This window comes from Celeribacter sp. SCSIO 80838, from assembly GCF_056498065.1.
In genome coordinates this window covers 1,942,999-1,961,485 of sequence record NZ_JAZKMA010000001.1, presented here as the reverse complement: position 1 = coordinate 1,961,485, position 18,487 = coordinate 1,942,999, and the positions used below count along the sequence as shown (strand labels likewise).

General features: G+C 62.8%; 24 protein-coding genes. 12 read left to right on the top strand and 12 right to left on the bottom strand.

Going from position 1 to position 18,487, the window contains the following annotated elements:
• Positions 1-9: 9 nt before the first annotated feature.
• From V1475_RS09870 to V1475_RS09850, 5 genes are read right to left on the bottom strand one after another with little or no spacing between them, the layout of a single operon-like run.
• Positions 10-720 (bottom strand): N-acetylmuramoyl-L-alanine amidase, encoded by a 711-nt coding sequence (locus V1475_RS09870; protein ID WP_479412616.1) that lies wholly within the window; start codon positions 718-720, stop codon positions 10-12.
• A gap of 1 nt (position 721) precedes the next feature.
• Positions 722-1,441 carry a hypothetical protein gene (locus V1475_RS09865; RefSeq protein WP_479412615.1) on the bottom strand — a complete coding sequence of 240 codons (720 nt, stop codon included), beginning with the start codon at positions 1,439-1,441 and terminating at the stop codon, positions 722-724.
• A gap of 35 nt (positions 1,442-1,476) precedes the next feature.
• Entirely contained in the window at positions 1,477-2,964 is a 1,488-nt protein-coding gene (gene gatA, locus V1475_RS09860) for an Asp-tRNA(Asn)/Glu-tRNA(Gln) amidotransferase subunit GatA (RefSeq protein WP_479412614.1), read from the bottom strand.
• Entirely contained in the window at positions 2,964-3,251 is a 288-nt protein-coding gene (gatC, locus tag V1475_RS09855) for an Asp-tRNA(Asn)/Glu-tRNA(Gln) amidotransferase subunit GatC (RefSeq protein WP_434288244.1), read from the bottom strand. Before gatC ends, gatA begins: the two co-directional genes overlap by 1 nt.
• A gap of 36 nt (positions 3,252-3,287) precedes the next feature.
• The gene (locus V1475_RS09850) at positions 3,288-3,938 is read right to left on the bottom strand and encodes a ceramidase domain-containing protein (RefSeq protein WP_479412613.1); all 651 of its coding nucleotides are present in this window, start codon (positions 3,936-3,938) and stop codon (positions 3,288-3,290) included.
• A gap of 52 nt (positions 3,939-3,990) precedes the next feature.
• Between V1475_RS09850 and V1475_RS09845 the strand changes: the two genes are divergently transcribed.
• Complete coding sequence (locus tag V1475_RS09845; RefSeq protein ID WP_479412612.1) at positions 3,991-4,695, top strand: metal-dependent hydrolase; 705 nt, start codon at positions 3,991-3,993, stop codon at positions 4,693-4,695.
• Here the strand turns inward: V1475_RS09845 and V1475_RS09840 are convergent, their stop codons facing one another.
• From V1475_RS09840 to V1475_RS09815, 6 genes are all read right to left on the bottom strand, one after another.
• Entirely contained in the window at positions 4,696-5,112 is a 417-nt protein-coding gene (locus V1475_RS09840; protein WP_479412611.1) for a hypothetical protein, read from the bottom strand.
• Complete coding sequence (locus V1475_RS09835) at positions 5,112-5,447, bottom strand: hypothetical protein (RefSeq protein WP_479412610.1); 336 nt, start codon at positions 5,445-5,447, stop codon at positions 5,112-5,114. The genes V1475_RS09840 and V1475_RS09835 overlap by 1 nt, the downstream gene beginning before the upstream one ends.
• 2 nt (positions 5,448-5,449) lie before the next feature.
• Entirely contained in the window at positions 5,450-6,004 is a 555-nt protein-coding gene (locus tag V1475_RS09830) for an RNA polymerase sigma factor (RefSeq protein WP_479412609.1), read from the bottom strand.
• A gap of 130 nt (positions 6,005-6,134) precedes the next feature.
• Entirely contained in the window at positions 6,135-6,449 is a 315-nt protein-coding gene (locus V1475_RS09825) for a hypothetical protein (RefSeq protein WP_479412608.1), read from the bottom strand.
• A gap of 83 nt (positions 6,450-6,532) precedes the next feature.
• Positions 6,533-6,940, bottom strand: a complete 408-nt coding sequence (locus tag V1475_RS09820; protein WP_096806966.1) for an EF-hand domain-containing protein — start codon at positions 6,938-6,940, stop codon at positions 6,533-6,535.
• Between the two features lie 108 nt (positions 6,941-7,048).
• On the bottom strand, positions 7,049-7,498 hold the full coding sequence (locus V1475_RS09815) for a nucleoside deaminase (protein ID WP_479412607.1): 450 nt from the start codon (positions 7,496-7,498) through the stop codon (positions 7,049-7,051).
• Between the two features lie 210 nt (positions 7,499-7,708).
• On the opposite strand from V1475_RS09815, the gene V1475_RS09810 reads away from it, so the two are divergent.
• From V1475_RS09810 to V1475_RS09775, 8 genes are all read left to right on the top strand, one after another.
• Positions 7,709-8,329, top strand: coding sequence for an OmpW/AlkL family protein (locus V1475_RS09810; protein WP_479412606.1), 621 nt, complete (start codon positions 7,709-7,711; stop codon positions 8,327-8,329).
• Positions 8,330-8,447: 118 nt separating this feature from the next.
• Positions 8,448-9,878, top strand: coding sequence for a pseudouridine synthase (locus tag V1475_RS09805; protein ID WP_479412605.1), 1,431 nt, complete (start codon positions 8,448-8,450; stop codon positions 9,876-9,878).
• A 196-nt stretch (positions 9,879-10,074) separates the two neighbouring features.
• Complete coding sequence (locus V1475_RS09800; protein ID WP_479412604.1) at positions 10,075-10,974, top strand: 5-bromo-4-chloroindolyl phosphate hydrolysis family protein; 900 nt, start codon at positions 10,075-10,077, stop codon at positions 10,972-10,974.
• Between the two features lie 17 nt (positions 10,975-10,991).
• The gene (locus V1475_RS09795) at positions 10,992-12,173 is read left to right on the top strand and encodes a toxic anion resistance protein (protein WP_479412603.1); all 1,182 of its coding nucleotides are present in this window, start codon (positions 10,992-10,994) and stop codon (positions 12,171-12,173) included.
• The gene (locus V1475_RS09790) at positions 12,170-13,123 is read left to right on the top strand and encodes a DUF2927 domain-containing protein (RefSeq protein ID WP_479412602.1); all 954 of its coding nucleotides are present in this window, start codon (positions 12,170-12,172) and stop codon (positions 13,121-13,123) included. The genes V1475_RS09795 and V1475_RS09790 overlap by 4 nt, the downstream gene beginning before the upstream one ends.
• Positions 13,124-13,139: 16 nt before the next feature.
• Positions 13,140-13,814, top strand: a complete 675-nt coding sequence (locus V1475_RS09785; RefSeq protein ID WP_479412601.1) for a hypothetical protein — start codon at positions 13,140-13,142, stop codon at positions 13,812-13,814.
• A gap of 29 nt (positions 13,815-13,843) precedes the next feature.
• Positions 13,844-14,962, top strand: coding sequence for an SPFH domain-containing protein (locus V1475_RS09780; protein WP_479412600.1), 1,119 nt, complete (start codon positions 13,844-13,846; stop codon positions 14,960-14,962).
• A 124-nt stretch (positions 14,963-15,086) separates the two neighbouring features.
• Positions 15,087-15,452: a hypothetical protein gene (locus V1475_RS09775; protein ID WP_479412599.1), complete on the top strand. Its 366-nt coding sequence runs from the start codon at positions 15,087-15,089 to the stop codon at positions 15,450-15,452.
• Between the two features lie 14 nt (positions 15,453-15,466).
• On the opposite strand, the gene V1475_RS09770 is transcribed toward V1475_RS09775, so the two are convergent.
• Entirely contained in the window at positions 15,467-15,868 is a 402-nt protein-coding gene (locus V1475_RS09770; protein ID WP_479412598.1) for a CZB domain-containing protein, read from the bottom strand.
• Between the two features lie 86 nt (positions 15,869-15,954).
• Here V1475_RS09770 and V1475_RS09765 point away from each other — a divergent pair, with 86 nt between their 5' ends.
• The 3 genes from V1475_RS09765 to dtd are packed head-to-tail and all read left to right on the top strand — an operon-like array spanning position 15,955 to position 18,470.
• Positions 15,955-17,082 (top strand): TFIIB-type zinc ribbon-containing protein, encoded by a 1,128-nt coding sequence (locus V1475_RS09765; protein WP_479412597.1) that lies wholly within the window; start codon positions 15,955-15,957, stop codon positions 17,080-17,082.
• Between the two features lie 21 nt (positions 17,083-17,103).
• The gene (locus V1475_RS09760) at positions 17,104-18,033 is read left to right on the top strand and encodes a carbohydrate kinase family protein (protein ID WP_479412596.1); all 930 of its coding nucleotides are present in this window, start codon (positions 17,104-17,106) and stop codon (positions 18,031-18,033) included.
• Entirely contained in the window at positions 18,030-18,470 is a 441-nt protein-coding gene (dtd, locus tag V1475_RS09755) for a D-aminoacyl-tRNA deacylase (RefSeq protein ID WP_434288281.1), read from the top strand. The genes V1475_RS09760 and dtd overlap by 4 nt, the downstream gene beginning before the upstream one ends.
• Positions 18,471-18,487 lie beyond the last annotated feature (17 nt).

Sequence of the window (18,487 nt, the reverse complement as noted above, 5' to 3'; positions counted from 1 at the left end):
GGAAGCGACTTAGGCGAGAGGCGAGCGGCGGTCAATGGGAAAGCGGGCGGGAAAGCGGGTGGCAAGATCGCGGGCCAGCGCCATGTCGCAACCGTCGAGCGGGCCGTGATGACGGGGGCGAAAGCGATCCCGGAAGGCAGAGACCAGCGCTTCGACCGGGGCTTCGGGGTAGCCGAAGCGCTGCAAGTCTTGCACAAATCGAACCTCATGGGGCTCGATCTCACCCTGAGAGCAGGGAAACACGGACAATCCCTGCAAAGCCAGCCGTTTCCAGTCGAAACGGGGACCCGGGTCGATCTTGCGCAGCGGGGCCATGTCGGAATGGCCGATCACGCGCTCAGGCGGGATCGCGTGGCGATCCAGAATATCCACGAGAAGACTTTCCAGCGCCCCCATCTGCGCGGCGGCAAAAGGTGCTGTGCCGGGATTGGCCAGTTCGATGCCGATGGAGCGCGAATTGACATCCGTCACCTCGCCCCACTGCCCGGCCCCGGCATGCCAGGCGCGCATCTCTTCGTCCACAAGGCGAAACACCTGCCCTTGCTCACAAATCAGGTAATGCGCAGAGACCTCGAAGTCCGGCGAGCAAAGCCGCTCCAGCGCCGCCTCGGCTGTCTGCATCGCGGTGTAATGGATCACCACGAGATCTGGACGCGCACCATCACGCCGCTCGCCGAAATTCGGCGAGCGGCGGTCATGGATCACGGGCTGTAAGGGCATATCAGCGGTTGGCGGCCAGACGGAAGGGCGCGGGGTCCCAGCTACAGGCGAAGCCGTCGCCATCCGGGTCGAGCCCCTGCGGGTTCTTCTCCGGGCCGCCGTTTTTCAGGAAATATTCCTGCGCCAGATCGGGCGACGGGTATTTCGCGCAGTTGCGCGCCGCACGGGAATCGGCCCCCGGAATGAGCCGCGAATAGAGCGCCTGACCGACCGTGTTGGTGGTCGAGAGCGCAAATTCCACGATGGTGCCCGCGTCCGAGGTCGGGCGCGACGGCAGAGCCGTCGGCTGGATCGTGACATAGGCTTCCTTGTTGGCCTCGACGAAGGCTTTGTCTTCCTCGATCGAACGCTCGGAGGAGACGGCATCGAAATTGTTTTCGGAAGAAATGCCCATGGCGTTGGAGACCGCAGACGGGGTGGCCGTCGGCGTGGAGGCCGCGGCGACCGACGTGGTCGTGCCGTTTTCCGCCGCCTCGATGCCTTCGAGCGCCTCGTTGGAGATCGCTTGGGTGTCGAGCGCCGCTGCCGCCGAGGACACGCTCACCGAACCGCCGCCCGCCCCATCGCCATTGGCGATGAGATCGGCCTCTCTCTGGGCCTGATAGTCGGCATAGGAGCCGAACCCCACCCCCGAACCACTGTCGGGCACGGCGGTTTGACAGGCGGCCAGAGCGGCCAGGGCAGAGAATGTCACAAAGACACGGGGTGAGGCACGACGCATCGCGAAGCTCCGTAAGGGTCAGTCAAGACCGTCCCTTACCACCATTTTTCAGGCTTGGAAACAAAGCCCGCTGCACCTTCGAGTGAATGCGCGATATTCAGCAGATCGCCCTCTTCCCACGGTTTGCCGATGAGTTGAAGCCCGAGCGGCAGTCCCGAGGCAGACAGGCCCGTGGGCACGGAGATGCCCGGCAGGCCCGCGAGGTTCACGGTGACGGTGAAGACGTCGTTCAGATACATCTGGATCGGATCGCTGTCCGACACCTCGCCGAGGCCAAAGGCCGGGGACGGCGTTGCCGGCGTCAGGATGGCGTCGACACCGGCGGCGAAAGCGTCCTCGAAGTCCTTTTTGATCAGGGTGCGGACCTTGCGCGCCTTGTTGTAATAGGCGTCGTAGAACCCGGCGGAGAGCACATAGGTGCCGACCATGACACGCCGCTGAACCTCTTTGCCGAAGCCTTCGGCGCGGGTTTTCTCGTACATGTCGTTGATGCCCTCGCCCGCCGCCAGTGTGGCGCGGTGGCCGTAACGCACGCCGTCATAGCGCGCGAGGTTCGAAGAGGCCTCGGCGGGAGCGATGACGTAATAGGTCGGCAGCGCGTATTTGGTGTGCGGCAGGGTGATGTCGACGATCTCGGCACCGGCGTCCTTGAGCATGGCGGCACCATCGTCCCAAAGTTTGACGATCTCTTCCGGCGTGCCGTCGAGACGGTATTCCTTCGGGATACCGATTTTCTTGCCGCGAATATCGCCGGTCAGCATGGCCTCGAAATTCGGCACAGGCAGATCGGCGGAGGTGCTGTCCTTCATGTCGTGACCGCACATGGTCTCCAACATGATCGCCGCATCGCGCACGGATTTGGTCATCGGACCGGCCTGATCAAGGGAGGACGCAAAGGCCACGATGCCCCAGCGCGAGCAACGGCCATAGGTCGGTTTGATGCCGACGATGCCGGTGAAGGCGGCGGGCTGGCGGATCGAGCCGCCGGTGTCCGTGCCGGTCGCGGCAAGGCAGAGATCGGCGGAGACGGCAGCAGCGGAACCGCCCGAAGACCCGCCCGGCGTGAGCGGGGTGTCTTCGTTGCCGCGACGCCAGGGGCTGATCACATCGCCGTAGGTCGAGGTCTCGTTCGAGGAGCCCATGGCAAACTCGTCCATGTTGAGCTTGCCCAACATGACGGAGCCCGCATCGAACAATTTCGAGGTCACTGTCGACTCGTATTCCGGCTTGAACCCTTCGAGGATCGCGGAGGCGGCCTGCGTCGGGACGTGTTTCGTCGCGAAGAGGTCCTTGATCCCGATCGGCAGGCCGCACATGGCGGGCGCGTCACCGGCGGCAATGCGCGCATCGGCGGCTTTGGCCTGTTCGCGGGCGATCTCCGGCGTGTTGTGGACAAAAGCGTTCAGAGCACCCGCGCCTTCGATGGCGGACAGGCAGGCCTCGGTCAACTCGGCGGAGGTGTAATCGCCGTTGCGCAGCCCGTCGCGGGCGGCGGAGAGCGTGAGTTTGTTCAGGTCAGACATTATTCCACCACCTTCGGAACCGCAAAGAAGCCCTCGCGCGCATCGGGCGCGTTCGCAAGGATCTTGTCCTGCATTTCACCGTCCGTAACCCCGTCCTTGCGGCGCTTGAGACGCTGCGGCGTCACCGAGGTCATCGGCTCGACGCCCTCGACATCCACTTCGGAAAGCTGCTCGATGAAACCGAGCACAGCGTTGAATTCGGAGGCCAGCGCCGGAAGCGCATCTTCCTCGACGCGGATGCGGGCCAGCTTGGCCACCCGGCGGGCGGTATCAATGTCGATCGACATGGGGCAATGCTCCCTAATTCTTGGTCACATGAGGCTTTAGCGCCCCTGCGCCCGGCCTTCAAGCATATGCGTGAGATAAACATGGATCATCCAGCCCAACATGGTGGCGTTGAGGATGTGCCAGAGGAAATGCGTGCCAAGCGGCAGGGCGGTGCAGATCGGATCGTCGAGCCAGCGCATGAAGATCGAGAGGCAGAGGAGTGTGGCGCCGAGGGCGAGGCCTCGGGCGGTTTTCGGGGCGCGGGATCTGAGCAGGAGCGCATAAAGGAAAATCAGCAGAGGCACGGCACTATAGGCGGCGCTGGAACCGAGGCCGAGATGGGAAAACACCAAGGTACAGGCAAAGGCGAAGGGGAAGAAAGCAAGGCAGATCAGAAGCGCCCTGCCCGCGCGCATCCCGAGGAAATCGCGAGAGGCGGCAGAGAGATAGAGCAGCACGAAACCGAGGATCGGCAGCGTGTCCACCATCGCGCCCCAGCGCGTCGCCGTGGTGTGAAAGGCGAAGGAACCGAGACCGATGACGAAGAGAATGACGGTGAGCGCCCGCGCCATAGGATTGCCGCGCGTCCGGGGCCAGACGATCACGGCAATGATCAGAAAAGCGGCATTGGTCAACGCATTGACCGGCTCCGACCAGAAGCTGAAATCCGTGCGCTCGCAATAGGCGTCGATTTGTTCGCTCAACATGGACGTGTGACAATCCCGTGTTAGGTTACCCCGAAACATAGGGAGTTTTGTCATGAAAATCACCTGGCTCGGCCATTCCGGCTTTCGCATCGAGATCGCGGATCAGGTTTTGCTGATCGACCCGTGGATCGAAGGCAACCCCGCCTTCCCCGAAGAGCGCGCAGACGAGGCGACCGCGGGCGCGACGGCGATCTTTCTCACCCATGGTCATGGCGACCATGCCTCGACCACCCTGCCCGTCGCCCGCGGCACCGATGCGATGATCTATTGCATCCACGAACTGTCGATCATTCTGGGCGCCGAGGGGGCGCAGGTCACGGGGTTCGGCAAGGGCGGCACGATCACGCTGGGCGAAGGCGAGGACGCGGTCAAGGTGACCATGGTCAACGCCGTGCACAGCTCCTCCATCGACTTCAAGGACGGTGCGCCGATCTACGCGGGGCAGCCTGCGGGCTTTATGATCTCGGGCGAAGGCCATACGATCTATGTCTCCGGCGACACGGACATCATGGCCGACATGGAATGGTTCGCCGATCTGCACCGACCCGACATCGGTCTCCTCTGCGCCGGGGGGCATTACACGATGGATATGACGCGGGCCGCTTACGTCTGTCAGAAATTCTTCGATTTCAAGACGGTGATCCCGTGCCACTGGGGCACTTTCCCGCTTCTGGCGCAGAGCTGCGACGAGCTGGTCTATGCGCTCGAAGACGGTGTGGTGCAGGTGCCCGAGGTTCTGGTGCCGATCGAGATCTGATCAGTCCTTCGCGGCCTCGGCCTTGATCACCTCCAGCACCAGATCCTGAAGCTCGTCGACGCTTGCGATGAACCGGGCGCGGAACTCGGCCATCGCGGCCTCGGTCGCAGCCTTGTCAAAGGGCTCTTCGGTGCTCACGGCGACGACGGCGCGGCGGGCTTCGATGGCCTCGCGCAGGCTTTGCTGAAGCGCTTCGTCCGCGACGAAGCCCGCGCGCAGCGCCTTGCGGATCTCCCGCGGGAAGGTCGGCACCTTGACGGTCTCGGGTCCTGCGTCGCCCATGACGCTGCCGCGCACCTGCTGAAACCGCCAGACCACGCCGAAGGTCATGGCATTGCCCAGAAGCGACAGGCCCAGCACGGCGATCAGCGCCATACGACCCCAGGACGGACGGTGTTTTGCCACATGCTCAGACATCAGAACCCTCCCAGAAGGCCAAAGAAATCGCCCAGTGCGAGAAAGGCGAGGAAACTGTCGCCGATCACGCCCGACGACAGGAGATAGCCCAACAGCACGCCCAGCCCCATCAGCCCGGCAAAGCCCATGGCCCATGGCAGGGGCTCGGAAAGCACCTCTGCCATGGGGTGGTCGCGGCTGGCTGGCGCATCGGCGAGCTGGCTCAGAACCGTTCGGGACATCAGGGCGACATCCTCGTCGCCGGGCATTTTCAAAAGCGCCGCGAGGTCGCGGTCAAAGGCGTCATCCGCGGACCGCGCCGCAGACAGCTTGGGGTTCGTTTTCTGATCCGGCATGATCAGTCCTCCTTTTCCAGCCGGGCCCGGAGCGCCGCTCGCGCCCGCACCAGCAATTGTTCCACCGCCCCTTCACTCGTCTTCAGCGCCGCCGCGATTTCCGCACCCGACAGCTCTCCGGCTGCCTTCAGCAAAATCGCCTGACGCTGACGCTCCGGCAATGTCCGGATTGCCGCATGGGTCAGGGCAAGCCTCTGACGTGCGGCCAGCTCGGCCTCCGCCCCCGGTGTATCGTCCTCGGGCTCCGCGACACTGTCGATGCCGACGAACCGCCGAAACCGCCCCCTGCGATTGTGGTCGATACAGAGATTGACCGCGATCCGGTAGAGCCAGCTCGACACCGCGCCTTTCGCGGGATCGTAACTCGTGGCGCGGGACCAGGCCCGGAGGAACACCTCCTGTGCCACGTCCTCGGCCTCCCCGGCATTGACCAGAATCTGCGCCGCATAGCGCCGGATGCCCGGGCCATAAAGCGCAATCAGGCGGGCCAGCGCGGCGCGCTCGCCCTGAACCATCGCCGCCATCGCGGCGGCGGCCTCTGCCTGACGTGGGTCCATACCCGATCTCTCAACTTGCGCGAACGGGCCGGCATGGCCCGGGTTTACCAAATACACTTTTGACACATCTGAAAAGTGGCCCGGCCCGTCAGGGGGGGGGGATGGAGAACGACCCGGGCCTTCCCCCGCTTTAGCGGGTGATCTGAACCGTGCGCGAACAGGGTCCGGGTTCTCCGGTCGGCCCGACGCAGGTCATGGTCGAGGTCGTCCCCTCGCTGGTGGTGGTGCGCTGACGGTCTTTCGAGACGGTCTGGCCATTGGCCGTGGTCGCGGTGGTGGAGGTTCCACAGACCACCTGTCTGTTTTCGCGCACGCAATCGCGGTTTTTCTCGACGGTGCCGCCATTGCCATTGGTGATCGTCACATTTTGCGCGAAGACCGGCGTGGCGAAGGCCAGCGGCAAGAGAAGGGCGAGGGTTTTGGCGGTTTTGGTGACATGTTTCATCGTTACGGTCCTTATTTCAAAGGGTCAGGGTCAGAGAAGCGATCCGGCTTTCAGGGGGATCGGGGGCAAAGTGGTCTCAGGCCTTAAAAGCTGGCCTTCGACAGGAACTTGTTGACGCGGGAAATTTCGTTGCCCGCCAGCACGCCGTCATTGTTGCGGTCGGCACGGTCGAAGCCGTCGGCCTTGGACAGGTATTCCGCTTCGGTCACCATGCCGTCGCCATTGCTGTCGCGGGCCATCAGGCGCGTGCCATCGACATTGCGGCCCTGAGCGGCAGGCAGGGCCTGAATTTCGGCCAGAGTGACGGACCCGTTGCCGTCGCTGTCGAGCGATTTGAACGTGGCTTTTTGCAGGTTCTGGAATTCTTCACGGGAAATCTGTCCGTCGCCATTGCTGTCATAGCTCAGAACATTCGTGGCGGCGAAGGCCGGGGTGGTCAGCCCGCAGGTCAGGCCAAGCGCGGCGAGCGCGGTGAGGGATCGGATGCGCATGTGGTGTCTCCTTTGCGTCGTCGATTACCCAAGATTACGGGGCGCAAAGGCGGGCCCTACGCGGGGCCTGACATTTTTTCGATGGTTCTTTTGGTTTTTCGGCGCGCCTCAGCGCCGGGCGGCGAAGAAATTCTTCAAAAGCGCCTCTGCCTCATCCGCCGCGATGCCGTCATAGACCTCCGGCGCGTGATGACATTGCGCATGGCTGAAAACCTTTGCGCCATGGGCCACGCCGCCGGATTTCGGGTCCCCTGCGCCGTAATACAGCCTGCGGATACGGGCGCTCGACATGGCGGCTGCGCACATCGGGCACGGTTCCAGGGTCACGTAAAGATCGTATCCCGGCAGGCGTTCCAGCCCGAGAGCGGCACAGGCCGCCCTGAGCGCGACGATCTCGGCATGGGCCGTGGGGTCGCGGTCCTCGCGGGTGCGATTGCCGCCCCGCCCGACGATTTCGCCCTCGGGCGACACGACGACGGCACCGACCGGCACCTCACCGCGCGCGGCGGCGGCACGCGCCTCTTCGAGCGCGATTTCCATATAAGAGCGAAACGACATCCCCTTTCCTGCCGCGATTTGCCGGGCAAAGGCAAGCGGGTCTCTAGCCGGACACGGACCGTTCGCGTGACAATTTTATGACGGTCTGACGACAGAGTGTCGCAGCCCGCCACGATTTGACGCAAATCAAAGTCTCCGTCTCCGGCTCCCGGCAACTGTGCCATCACGCGCGGACTCACCTCGCGCCAAGATAACCATGGGACCTAGACTATGAAAAAGACTTCCGTTCTCGCCGCAACAGTGGCCCTTGCCCTCGCTCTGCCGAGCCTTGCCTCGGCGCAGGATGCGGGCACGATGACTCTCGGCCTCGGCCTTGGCAGTGTCATGCCGAAGTCCGACAACGGTGGCCTCTACGGCGGTCCCGACCTCGATGTCGGCGACAACGTGCGCCCGACCATCACCTTCGAATATTTCATCCGCGACAATCTCGGCATCGAAGTGCTCGGCGCATGGCCCTTCAAACACGACATCAAAGCGGATGGCCTTGGCAAAGTCGGCACCACGCAACACCTGCCGCCGGTGATCTCGCTGCAATACCACTTCGATACAGGCGCGACCCTGACCCCGTTCGTGGGCGCCGGGATCAACTATACCGCCTTCTTCGATGAAACCTCGAAAGGCGCCATTGCCGGGAGAGATCTCGATCTGAGCGATTCCTGGGGGCTCGCACTGCACGCGGGTCTCGACTACAAGATCAGCGACCGCGCCGCGTTGCGGACCGATGTGCGCTGGATCGACATCGACAGCAACGTGAAAATCGACGGCGTGAAATCCGGCAAGGCCGAGATCGACCCCTGGGTGTTCGGCGTCTCCTACGTGATGTCGTTCTGAGACGGTTCACACCGGTCCCGGCCTGAAATATCGGTCCGCAGCGATGCGGGCCGATTTTCTTTGCCCTTTTCATGTGACCTGTCTCAGAGTATGAGCGCGCCAACGAAAGGCCTTTCCCATGACCGACACGCCCAAGACCCCGACCCCCACCGCGAAAAAGACCCCTCCGGGCGAGCGCATCGCCAAGGTGCTGTCGCGGGCTGGCATTTCCTCGCGCCGCGAGGCCGAGGAACTGATCGAGGCGGGCCGTGTCACGGTCAACGGGCGCGTCGTCGCCTCGCCTGCGCTCAACGTGCTGCCGAAGGACCGGATCACGGTCGATGGCAAAGAGGTCGGCGAACCGGAACCGCCGCGGCTTTGGCTTTATCACAAGCCTGCCGGTCTGGTGACCACGGCCAAGGACGAAAAAGGCCGTGACACGGTGTTCGACCAACTCCCGAAAGAGCTGCCACGCGTGATGTCCGTCGGGCGTCTCGATCTCAATTCCGAAGGTCTGCTTCTGCTCACCAACGATGGCGAGATCAAACGCCGTCTGGAGCTTCCGGACACCGGTTGGATGCGCAAATACCGCGTGCGGGTGAAAGGCACGGCGACCGAAGCCATGCTTGAGCCGCTGCGCAAGGGCGTGACGATCGATGGCGAGGATTTTCAGCCGATGGAGGTCATGTTCGACCGCCAGCAGGGCGCGAACGCCTGGCTCACCGTGGGCCTTCGCGAAGGCAAGAACCGCGAGATCCGCCGCGCCATGGAGCACATCGGCCTGACGGTGAACCGGCTCATTCGCATTTCTTACGGGCCGTTCCGTTTGAACACGCTGCAACCGGGCGAGGTCGAAGAGGTGCGGGGCCGTGTGCTGCGCGACCAGCTTGGGCTTGAGACCGGCACCGACGGCTTTGGCGCGACCCAAGGGCGGCGCGAAGTGTCGCGCGGCGGCAAACCGGGCGGTCCGCGCAAGGAAACGCTGGGCCGCGATGCGCGCCCGAACCGACCCGTCAAAGGCGGAAAGCCGGGTGGGAAACCAGGCGACAAACCGGCATTCAAAGGCAAATCCGGCGGCTTCAAACGCCATGACGACGAGGGCGGTCGCCCCGCGCGTGGCGAAGGCGGCTTCAAGCCGCGGGGCGAAGGGTTCAAACCCCGCAGCGAGGGCTTCAAGCCGCGCGGTGAGGGCTTCAAAGGCAAACGTGACGGAGATCGCTCCGGACCGCGTGATGGCGATTTCAAACCGCGCGGTGAGGGCTTCAAGGGCAAACCCCGTGACGGCAAGCCGGGCGGCAAACCGTTTGGCAAACGTGACGACCGGGGCGGCCAAGGCGGGGACCAACGCGACGGCGCGCGCGGTGGGGAACGTGGTGGCAAGCCCGGCAGCTTCAAATCCCACGGGTTCAAATCCCATGGCGGCGGCGCGGGCGGCAAACCGCGCTCGGCCGGGTTCAAATCGCACAGTGGGAAACCGTCTGGCGGAAAACCGTCTGGCGGAAAACCGTCTGGCGGAAAACCTTCGGGCGCCCGCCCGGGTGGCGGCAAACCGCCCAAATCTCGGTCCTGATCCGGAGCGGAGGGGGAAAGCACACAAGCTCTTCCCCTTAAGCCTTTCACGCGGCGCGATTCCTTTCTATATCTGAAAGCGGACAAGCGCTTTGGGTCGAAAGGGTGATCATGAGCAACAGTGGGTTTTCGAAACTCGCCTATTACCTTCTGGTGGCGCTGACCTTCTACGTCACGATCAAGGCGCAGGGCCTGTGATGTCGAAACGCTACGGTTCCACCTATTCGCCCAAAGGCAGCGCCTCGCAAAGCGCAGGCTCCGCCCCCTCTCCCCGTCCCTTCGATGGCAAGACACCGTCCCGTGTCGGCGCGCGCTCGAACCTTCTGTTCTTCGCAGCCCTGCCGCTGGCGTGGAAGGCCTTTGGCGCAGACCCCGTCACCATGGCAGCCTATCTCGTGGCCTTGGGCGCGCTCGTGGCCGCAGCGTTTCTGACCCGCGAAGGGTTGAAGGCCGAAGAGGCCTATGAGTCCCGCAAGATGGCCCGCCGCCCGGCCATTCCGCGCAAGATCTTTGGCTCGGTGCTCACGGGGATCGGTCTTGGGATTGTCGGCTGGTTCGGCTGGGGCCCGCTGGAAACGGTGATTTTTGCCGTGCTGGGCGTCGTGCTTCATAGCCTCGCCTTCGGAATTGATCCTTTGAAAAACAAAGGTTTCGACGAAATCGACCTGTTTCAACAGGACCGCGTCGCCAAGGCGGTGGACGAGGCGGAGGCGCATCTCAAGTCGATGCGCGAGGCGCTGGACAAAACCGGCGACCGGCAGGCCGAAGACCGGCTTGAGAAATTCATTGCGACCGCCCGCGCCATGTTCCGCACGGTCGAAGACGATCCTCGTGACCTGACGGCGGCGCGCAAATATCTGGGCGTCTATTTGCTGGGTGCGCGCGACGCGACCACGAAATTTGCCGACCTCTGGATCAAAACCCGCAACGCGGAGGCGCGTGCCGACTGGTTTTCGCTTCTGGACGATCTGGAGGCGAATTTCGACGCCCGTCACAAAGCGTTGCTTTTGGATGATAAGACCGATCTCGACATCGAGATCGAAGTGCTCCGCGACCGTCTGGCGCGCGAGGGCGTTGCAAGTGACTTGAAAAATTAAAGATCAGGGGAAGTTCCATGTCCGATACCGTGCGCCAAAAGGCCGAAGCCGCCTTGAAAGACGTTGAAGAAATCACCTCCGTGGTGCTGGCCGAGCCGAAGGGCGAGTTGATCGACCCGTCTGCCGTGGCAGAAGCGCCGCAATCCGCCGAGATCGCCAAGGCCAAGGCCGAGATCGACATGGGCGACACCAACTCCATCGTGCGCTTCGGCTCGGCAGCTCAGGCCGAATTGCAGGTCATTTCGCAAGCGATGTTGCAGGATGTGAAGAACAAGGACGTGGGTCCGGCGGGTGACAGCCTGCGCAACATCGTGACCACGATCCGCGGGTTTTCCGTCTCCGAGCTCGATGTGCGCCGCGAGCGCAGCTGGTGGGAGAAACTTCTGGGCCGCGCCGCCCCGATGGCGAAATTCGTGGCGCGCTATGAGGATGTGCAGAGCCAGATCGACAAGATCACCGACAATCTGCTTGAGCATGAGCACAAGCTGATGAAGGACATCAAATCGCTCGATCACCTCTATGACAAAACACTCACCTTCTACGACGAGCTGGCGATCTACATTGCCGCCGGTGAGCTGAAACTCAAGGAACTGGACGAGACGGAGATCCCGGCGCTGGCCGCCGAAGTGGACGCCGCCCCCGAGGCCGATCAGGTGATCAAGGCACAGGAGCTGCGCGATCTGCGGGCCGCGCGCGACGATCTCGAACGCCGGGTGCACGACCTGAAACTGACGCGTCAGGTGACGATGCAATCCCTGCCCTCGATCCGTCTGGTGCAGGAAAACGACAAGTCCTTGGTCACGAAAATCAACTCGACGCTCGTCAACACCGTGCCGCTTTGGGAAACCCAGCTGGCGCAGGCCGTGACGATCCAGCGCTCCGCCGATGCCGCCAAGGACATCAAGGCCGCGACCGATCTCACGAACGAGCTTTTGACCGCCAATGCCAAGAACCTGCGCGAGGCCAACAAGGTCGTGCGGCAGGAAATGGAACGCGGCGTGTTCGACATCGAAGCGGTCAAGGCCGCCAACGAGGAACTGGTCGCGACCATCGAGGAAAGCCTCCAGATCGCCGACGAGGGCAAGCGCAAACGCGCCGAGGCCGAGGTCGAGCTCAAGGCGATGGAAAGCAAACTGCGCGACACGCTCGCGGCCGCCAAGGCGACCGGCAACGCCTCCGGTCCGGCGGTGCCCAATTGAGCACGGGTTCGGGACGACAGATCGCAGGCTGGAGCGCGGGGATTTTCCTCGCGCTCTCGGCCTGTACGCCCGTCCCGGACATCAAACCGCAGCCCCGGCCCTATTCGCCGGTGCAGCCCACCGTCATGACCCCGCCCCAACGCAGCGAGATCAGTTTCGCGCTGGAGAAATACTACGCCCGGATGCAGGCCGATCTTCTGGCCAACGATCTGTTGCGCACCGATCTGGGCGGGCCCGACACGCCGTTCAACGCAAGGCAACTGGCGGCGAATTTCGAGGCCATCGCACTGAATGACGAATATACTTCGCTCAACGGGCAATATGTGGCGCAGATGACGCCCTCGAACCTGCATCGCTGGCAGGTGCCGGTGCGGATCGGGCTTGAATTCGGCCCGAGCGTGTCGGAGAGCGTCCGCGCCACCGACCGCGCCACGGTCGCGAACCTGGTGTCGCGCCTGGCAACCGCCTCAGGCCATTCGGTCGCCATGACCTCGTCGCGGGCGAATTTTCATGTGCTCGTGCTCAACGAAGACGAACGCCGCCAGATCGGTCCGCGTTTGGCGGAAATGATCCCCGGCATCGGGCAGGATGCGATCCGCTCGGTCGTCAACATGCCGCGCTCGTCTTACTGCCTCGTCTTGGCCTCGGACCCGGCGAACGATGGCGCCTATCGCTCCGCCGTGGCGGTGATCCGCTCAGAACATCCTGATTTGTTGCGCAAATCCTGCTTCCACGAGGAAATCACCCAAGGATTGGGACTCGCCAATGACAGCCCCTATGCCCGGCCCTCGATTTTCAACGACGACGAGGAATTCGCGCTCCTGACCCGGCATGACGAGCTGTTGCTGCGCATCCTCTACGACCCGCGCCTTGCCCCCGGCATGCGCCCCGAAACCGCCCGCCCGATCGCGACACGGATCGCGTATGAGCTGATGGGCGAGGATTTGTGACCCGATGTCTTCTTTCTTGAAACGTCTGTTCTCGGGCTCGCGCGATATAACCTCAAAGACAATGCTCGAAAGCCAATCGCCCGCGCGCACCGCACTTGCCAAGATGACCGAGCGCGAAGGGGGGTGGCTTGACCACGGAGAGATCGACTTTCCCTCCGGGCAGATTTATGTGGGCGATCCCACATATGGCAATGATTATCATATCCGAGATCCGCGTCCCGCCCCTGCCGCAACAGTGCGGCTTTTCACCTACAGCTACAATTTCATCTGGGAGGCCTCCGGCAATACCGGCACCCAAAATGGAATGGTCTGGCTTGAAGTTTCAGGCGAAACGCCAGTTCGCAAAGGCGAGAAGATCAGTTTTGGCGCAGATGCAGCAACGATCGGACTAGGCGATTTTGCGGGTGGTGAGGCTCTTGTGGCGCATGGCGAGGAGCTCCAGGATGAGGGCGTTGGCGACAGCTTCGATGCCTTCATAAGCCCAATTCTGCTCGCGCAGCCCTATTTGTTCACAACAAAAGTGACGATCCCCAACACGGATCATGTGATCTATCTGATTTCCACCGGCACTGATGGCGGATTTGAAGCTGTCTGGCTTTATGACACAAATGGCGATGTCTCTGGCATTCTCATCGACATTGCTGGGCGCGAAAGCGACCTGAAATTCATCGACACGCTCTTCCCCGAGTGAGTCCCTACAACGGACCGAAAGGACACTTCATGGGTATTTTCGATTTTCTCTCCGGCGAATTCATCGACGTCATCCATTGGACGGACGACACGCGCGACACTATGGTGTGGCGGTTCGAACGCGAAGGGCACGAGATCAAATACGGTGCGAAACTGACCGTGCGCGAGGGGCAGGCCGCCGTTTTTGTCCATGAGGGGCAATTGGCCGACGTGTTCACGCCGGGTCTCTACATGCTTGAGACCAACAACATGCCGATCCTGACCACGCTTCAGCATTGGGATCACGGCTTCAAATCGCCGTTCAAATCCGAGGTGTATTTCGTCAACACCACGCGCTTCGGCGATCTGAAATGGGGCACGAAAAACCCGATCATGTGTCGCGATCCGGAATTCGGTCCGGTGCGCCTGCGGGCCTATGGCACCTATACGGTGAAGGTGGCCGATCCGGCGCTGTTCCTGACGGAGATCGTCGGCACGGATGGCGAGTTTACCATGGACGAGATTTCTTATCAGATCCGCAACATCATCGTGCAGGCGTTCTCAAGGATCGTCGCCGGCTCGGGCATTCCGGTTCTGGATATGGCGGCCAACACCGCCGATCTGGGCAAACTCGTTGCCACGGAAATTTCCAAAGTGGTCGCGGAATACGGCCTGACCATCCCCGAATTCTACATTGAAAACATCAGCTTGCCCGAAGCGGTCGAGGCCGCGATGGACAAGCGCACCTCGATGGGCATCGTCGGCAATCTCGACAGCTACATGAAGTTCAACGCCGCCGAAGCCATGGGCGCGGAGAACTCTGCCATGGCGGCTTCGATGGGCGCGGGCATGGGCGCCGGGATGGGCATGGCGATGGCGACGCAGACCCAGGCCGGTCCCTGGGGCGCACGTCCCGCAGCGGCCACCACCACGGCCCAGACCCCGCCGCCCGCGCCGCGGGTCGAGCATGTCTGGCACATCGCCGAAAACGGCGAGACCAACGGCCCCTATTCCAAGGCCGAAATGGGCCAGATGGCCGCCAAGGGCGCTTTGAAACGCGAAACCTATGTCTGGACCCCCGGTCAGGATGGCTGGCTCAAGGCCGAAGAGGTCACCGAACTGGCCCAGCTTTTCACCATCGCACCGCCGCCCCCGCCGCCGGGCGTGTGAGCCCATGCAGAAGCTGCGGGCAGAAACGCGCGCAGAGGGGACGCGCGCCGGGGGGGAGGAGACGGAGCTGCCTTTGTGGGCGGCACGTGAGACGTGTTCAGCGCCCGCGTCCCGGCCCACACAGGTGCGTTATGCCACGGAGTGTGCCCCGCAGGCGGACGAGCGCGCGCTCACGATGCTGGCACTGAGTTTTCTCGGCGTGGGAGCCTTGCCGCCAGAGCGGCTTGCCGAAACCGCAAGCTGGGACCGGACCGGTGCGCCGACCCTTGTCGGCCGCACGGAAATTCTGCGCCAGCACCGCGATTTAAGGCCGCCCGTAAGCCTCTGTGTCACCCAAATCGTCGCTCAGGGCAAAACCGCCACGGTGTCCGGGCGGCTCAGCCGGGATGGCCAGCCGCCCGCCTTGTTCTGTCATGTGCTGCGCTTCACCGATCCCTCACAGGCCCGGATCGCGCAGGTGGTCAGCTTCGAACAGGTCGAGATCGCATGACACTGCACCGCGCTTCACCGCTTCAGGATTGCCCGGAAGTCCTCGCGCCAATCGTTCAGGTTGAGGATCAGCGAATTGGTCAGCCGCCGGAACGAGGCAGACTCGTAAAGCTCCCGCGCCGCCGAGCGGTCTCCGCCCTCGACATTGACCGCAATTTTCCCGGCCTCGCGATGAAACCGCGTGTGAAGCCCCTTGATCATCTCGAATTTCTCCATCGCCGGATCGTTGGGATCGGCAGACAGGCCAGCAAGCCAGTGCCCGAAGGCGCATTGATCGTTGCGCGAAATCTCGTCGGCGGTTTTCTCGAGCGCGCCCTTGTCGATGCACTCCGACAGCCGCCGCTTCCAATCCGCATGGGCACAGATCGCATCGCGAATCTGCGTATTGCCATTTCCCGTCTCCGTCACCGTCATCATCTTAGCTCCATCGCCATCACAATTTCCCTGCGCGTTCGCGCTCACAATGGCATGAGACCTTTAATGCCCAGTAAAGTCTGAAAAGTATGGAAAATCAGAGCGCCACAGCCACCGAAGAGCATCGTTTCCCCTGCCACACCTGCGGGGCCGATCTGCGATTCGATCCGGACAGCCGCATGCTGGTCTGCGACCATTGCGGCGCGCGCGAGGAGATCGAAAGCGGCCATGCGCCGCGCCCGCGCGAACTCGATTTTCATATGGCGGTCTCTGGCGGGTTGTCGTCGCATGGCGATCTGCTCGAGGCGGACCAGACCGAGGAGATTCGCACGTCGACCTGCCCGAATTGCGGCGCGGTTCTCCAGTTCGACGACACGGTCCATGCCACCGAATGTCCCTATTGCGCGACCCCCGTGGTCACCGACACCGGCCGCCGCCGCCAGATCAAACCGCAAGGCGTCCTGCCCTTTGCCGTGCCCGAGGAGGCGGCGCAGGCGGCGCTGAAACACTGGCTCGGCTCGCTTTGGTTCGCGCCCAACGCGCTCAAGAAATACGCCCGCAAGGGGCGGCGCCTCAATGGCGTCTACATGCCCTACTGGACCTTCGACGCGCGGACCCAGAGCAGCTATTCCGGCGAACGCGGCACGGATTACCACGAAAGCGTCATGGTCAACGGCCAGCGCCAGACCCGCCGCCGCACCCGCTGGCGTCATGTCACCGGTCAGGTGAAGCGGTTCTTCGACGATGTGCTGGTGGTGGCCTCCACCGCGCTTCCGATCCAGTATGTCCGCGGGCTTGCGCCCTGGGACCTGTCGGGGCTTGAACCCTACCTGCCGGATTATCTCGCGGGCTATACGTCGGAGGCCTATACTTTTACTCTGGAAGAGGGTTTCAAGGACGCGCAAACCCAGATGGCGCAGATCATCACGCGCGACATCAAATTCGACATTGGAGGCGACCGCCAGCGCATTCACAACGTCGACACACGCTATTCGGACGTGACCTACAAACACATCCTGCTGCCCGTGTGGTTCGCCGCCTATAAATTCCGGGGCAAGACCTATCGTTTCGTGATAAACGGGCGCACCGGTCAGGTGCAGGGCGAACGACCCTATTCGGCGTGGAAAATTGCCTTTGCCGTGATCCTCGCGTTGATCGCCGCCGGGATCGTCGGCTATTTCTACGCGATGAATCAACAGGGCTATGGCGGCTACTGACGCCGGGCCAAGGAGACCGCGATGATCCTCTGTGCAGGCGAAGCCCTGATCGACATGTTGCCGCGCCAGTCCACGCTGGGCGAGGACGCCTACGCGCCCTATGCGGGCGGGGCGGTGTTCAACACCGCCATCGCGCTTGGCCGGTTGGGCGCAGATGTCGGGTTTTTCTCCGGGTTCTCGGCGGATTTCTTCGGCGATCTTCTGAAGGAAAAGCTGGCGGAAAGTCATGTGGAGACCCGGCTCGCCATAACATCTGATCGTCCCTGCACCGTGGCTTTCGTCAAGCTCGTCGACGGCCACGCAACCTATGCGTTCTACGACGAAAACACCGCCGGGCGTATGCTGACCGAGACCGATCTGCCCACATTGCCCGACAACGTGGAAGCGGTGTTCTGCGGTGGCATCTCCCTGCCCGTCGAGCCCTGTGGCGCGGCCTATGAAACGCTGTTTGTGACGGCCTCGGAGCACTGTGTCACCATGATCGATCCGAACATTCGGCCCGGATTTATCCGCGATGAGGCACGTTATCGTGCACGAATCGAACATATGCTGGCGCATGCCGATATTGTGAAACTGTCCGACGAGGACCTCATGTGGCTCATGGGCGAAGGCGAGATCGACAGCCATATCGCGACGCTTCTCGACAAGGACGTCAAGATCGTCTGCCTCACCATGGGCGCCGAGGGCGTCAAGGGCGTAACAAAGCATGGCACCACTTCCGTGCCCTCCGAAAAGGTCGATGTGGTGGATACGGTCGGCGCGGGCGACACGTTCAACGGCGGGTTTCTCGCCGGGTTGCAACGCATGGGCAAGCTGACGAAAACGGCGGTGGCCGATCTCGATGACAACAGCCTGCGTGCAGCGCTGACGCTTGGGACGCAGGCCGCCGCCGTGACGGTCAGCCGGGCGGGGGCGAACCCGCCTTGGTCCCATGAATTGGAGGCCCAATGAGAGCCCTCGTGCAACGTATTTCCGAAGCCGCCGTGCGCGTCGACGGCGCGGTGGTCGGCCAGAGCGGTCCCGGACTTTTGGTCCTCGTCTGCGCCATGCGCGAGGACACAGAGACACAGGCCGCGAAACTCGCCGCCAAAATCGCCAAGCTCAGGATTTTTCAGGACGAGGCGGGCAAGATGAACCTCTCGGTGCGCGACATCGGCGGTACGGCGCTGGTGATCAGCCAGTTCACGCTCGCCGCCGACACCAAGGGCAACCGCCCCGGTTTTTCCACCGCCGCCGCCCCCGAGATCGGCAAAGCGCTGTACGAGAGCTTCACGGAGCGTCTGATTGCCGAAGGCGTCCCCTCGGAGACCGGGATTTTCGGCGCGGACATGAAGGTCTCGCTGATCAATGACGGACCGGTGACGATCTGGCTCGACACGGAGACGTAACCGCCTCTGCCGTCATG

Excerpts from the sequence above, each read along its gene's own strand:
- gatC (WP_434288244.1), bottom strand. The coding sequence starts at position 3,251 with ATGTCGATCGACATTGATACCGCCCGCCGGGTGGCCAAGCTGGCCCGC.
- V1475_RS09825 (WP_479412608.1), bottom strand. The coding sequence starts at position 6,449 with ATGAAACATGTCACCAAAACCGCCAAAACCCTCGCCCTTCTCTTGCCG.
- V1475_RS09830 (WP_479412609.1), bottom strand. The coding sequence starts at position 6,004 with ATGGACCCACGTCAGGCAGAGGCCGCCGCCGCGATGGCGGCGATGGTT.
- V1475_RS09795 (WP_479412603.1), top strand. The coding sequence starts at position 10,992 with ATGTCCGATACCGTGCGCCAAAAGGCCGAAGCCGCCTTGAAAGACGTT.
- V1475_RS09850 (WP_479412613.1), bottom strand. The coding sequence starts at position 3,938 with ATGTTGAGCGAACAAATCGACGCCTATTGCGAGCGCACGGATTTCAGC.
- V1475_RS09805 (WP_479412605.1), top strand. The coding sequence starts at position 8,448 with ATGACCGACACGCCCAAGACCCCGACCCCCACCGCGAAAAAGACCCCT.
- V1475_RS09820 (WP_096806966.1), bottom strand. The coding sequence starts at position 6,940 with ATGCGCATCCGATCCCTCACCGCGCTCGCCGCGCTTGGCCTGACCTGC.
- gatA (WP_479412614.1), bottom strand. The coding sequence starts at position 2,964 with ATGTCTGACCTGAACAAACTCACGCTCTCCGCCGCCCGCGACGGGCTG.
- V1475_RS09765 (WP_479412597.1), top strand. The coding sequence starts at position 15,955 with ATGGAAAATCAGAGCGCCACAGCCACCGAAGAGCATCGTTTCCCCTGC.
- V1475_RS09760 (WP_479412596.1), top strand. The coding sequence starts at position 17,104 with ATGATCCTCTGTGCAGGCGAAGCCCTGATCGACATGTTGCCGCGCCAG.
- V1475_RS09835 (WP_479412610.1), bottom strand. The coding sequence starts at position 5,447 with ATGCCGGATCAGAAAACGAACCCCAAGCTGTCTGCGGCGCGGTCCGCG.
- V1475_RS09865 (WP_479412615.1), bottom strand. The coding sequence starts at position 1,441 with ATGCGTCGTGCCTCACCCCGTGTCTTTGTGACATTCTCTGCCCTGGCC.
- dtd (WP_434288281.1), top strand. The coding sequence starts at position 18,030 with ATGAGAGCCCTCGTGCAACGTATTTCCGAAGCCGCCGTGCGCGTCGAC.
- V1475_RS09815 (WP_479412607.1), bottom strand. The coding sequence starts at position 7,498 with ATGTCGTTTCGCTCTTATATGGAAATCGCGCTCGAAGAGGCGCGTGCC.
- V1475_RS09780 (WP_479412600.1), top strand. The coding sequence starts at position 13,844 with ATGGGTATTTTCGATTTTCTCTCCGGCGAATTCATCGACGTCATCCAT.
- V1475_RS09870 (WP_479412616.1), bottom strand. The coding sequence starts at position 720 with ATGCCCTTACAGCCCGTGATCCATGACCGCCGCTCGCCGAATTTCGGC.
- V1475_RS09810 (WP_479412606.1), top strand. The coding sequence starts at position 7,709 with ATGAAAAAGACTTCCGTTCTCGCCGCAACAGTGGCCCTTGCCCTCGCT.
- V1475_RS09770 (WP_479412598.1), bottom strand. The coding sequence starts at position 15,868 with ATGATGACGGTGACGGAGACGGGAAATGGCAATACGCAGATTCGCGAT.
- V1475_RS09845 (WP_479412612.1), top strand. The coding sequence starts at position 3,991 with ATGAAAATCACCTGGCTCGGCCATTCCGGCTTTCGCATCGAGATCGCG.
- V1475_RS09840 (WP_479412611.1), bottom strand. The coding sequence starts at position 5,112 with ATGTCTGAGCATGTGGCAAAACACCGTCCGTCCTGGGGTCGTATGGCG.
- V1475_RS09800 (WP_479412604.1), top strand. The coding sequence starts at position 10,075 with ATGTCGAAACGCTACGGTTCCACCTATTCGCCCAAAGGCAGCGCCTCG.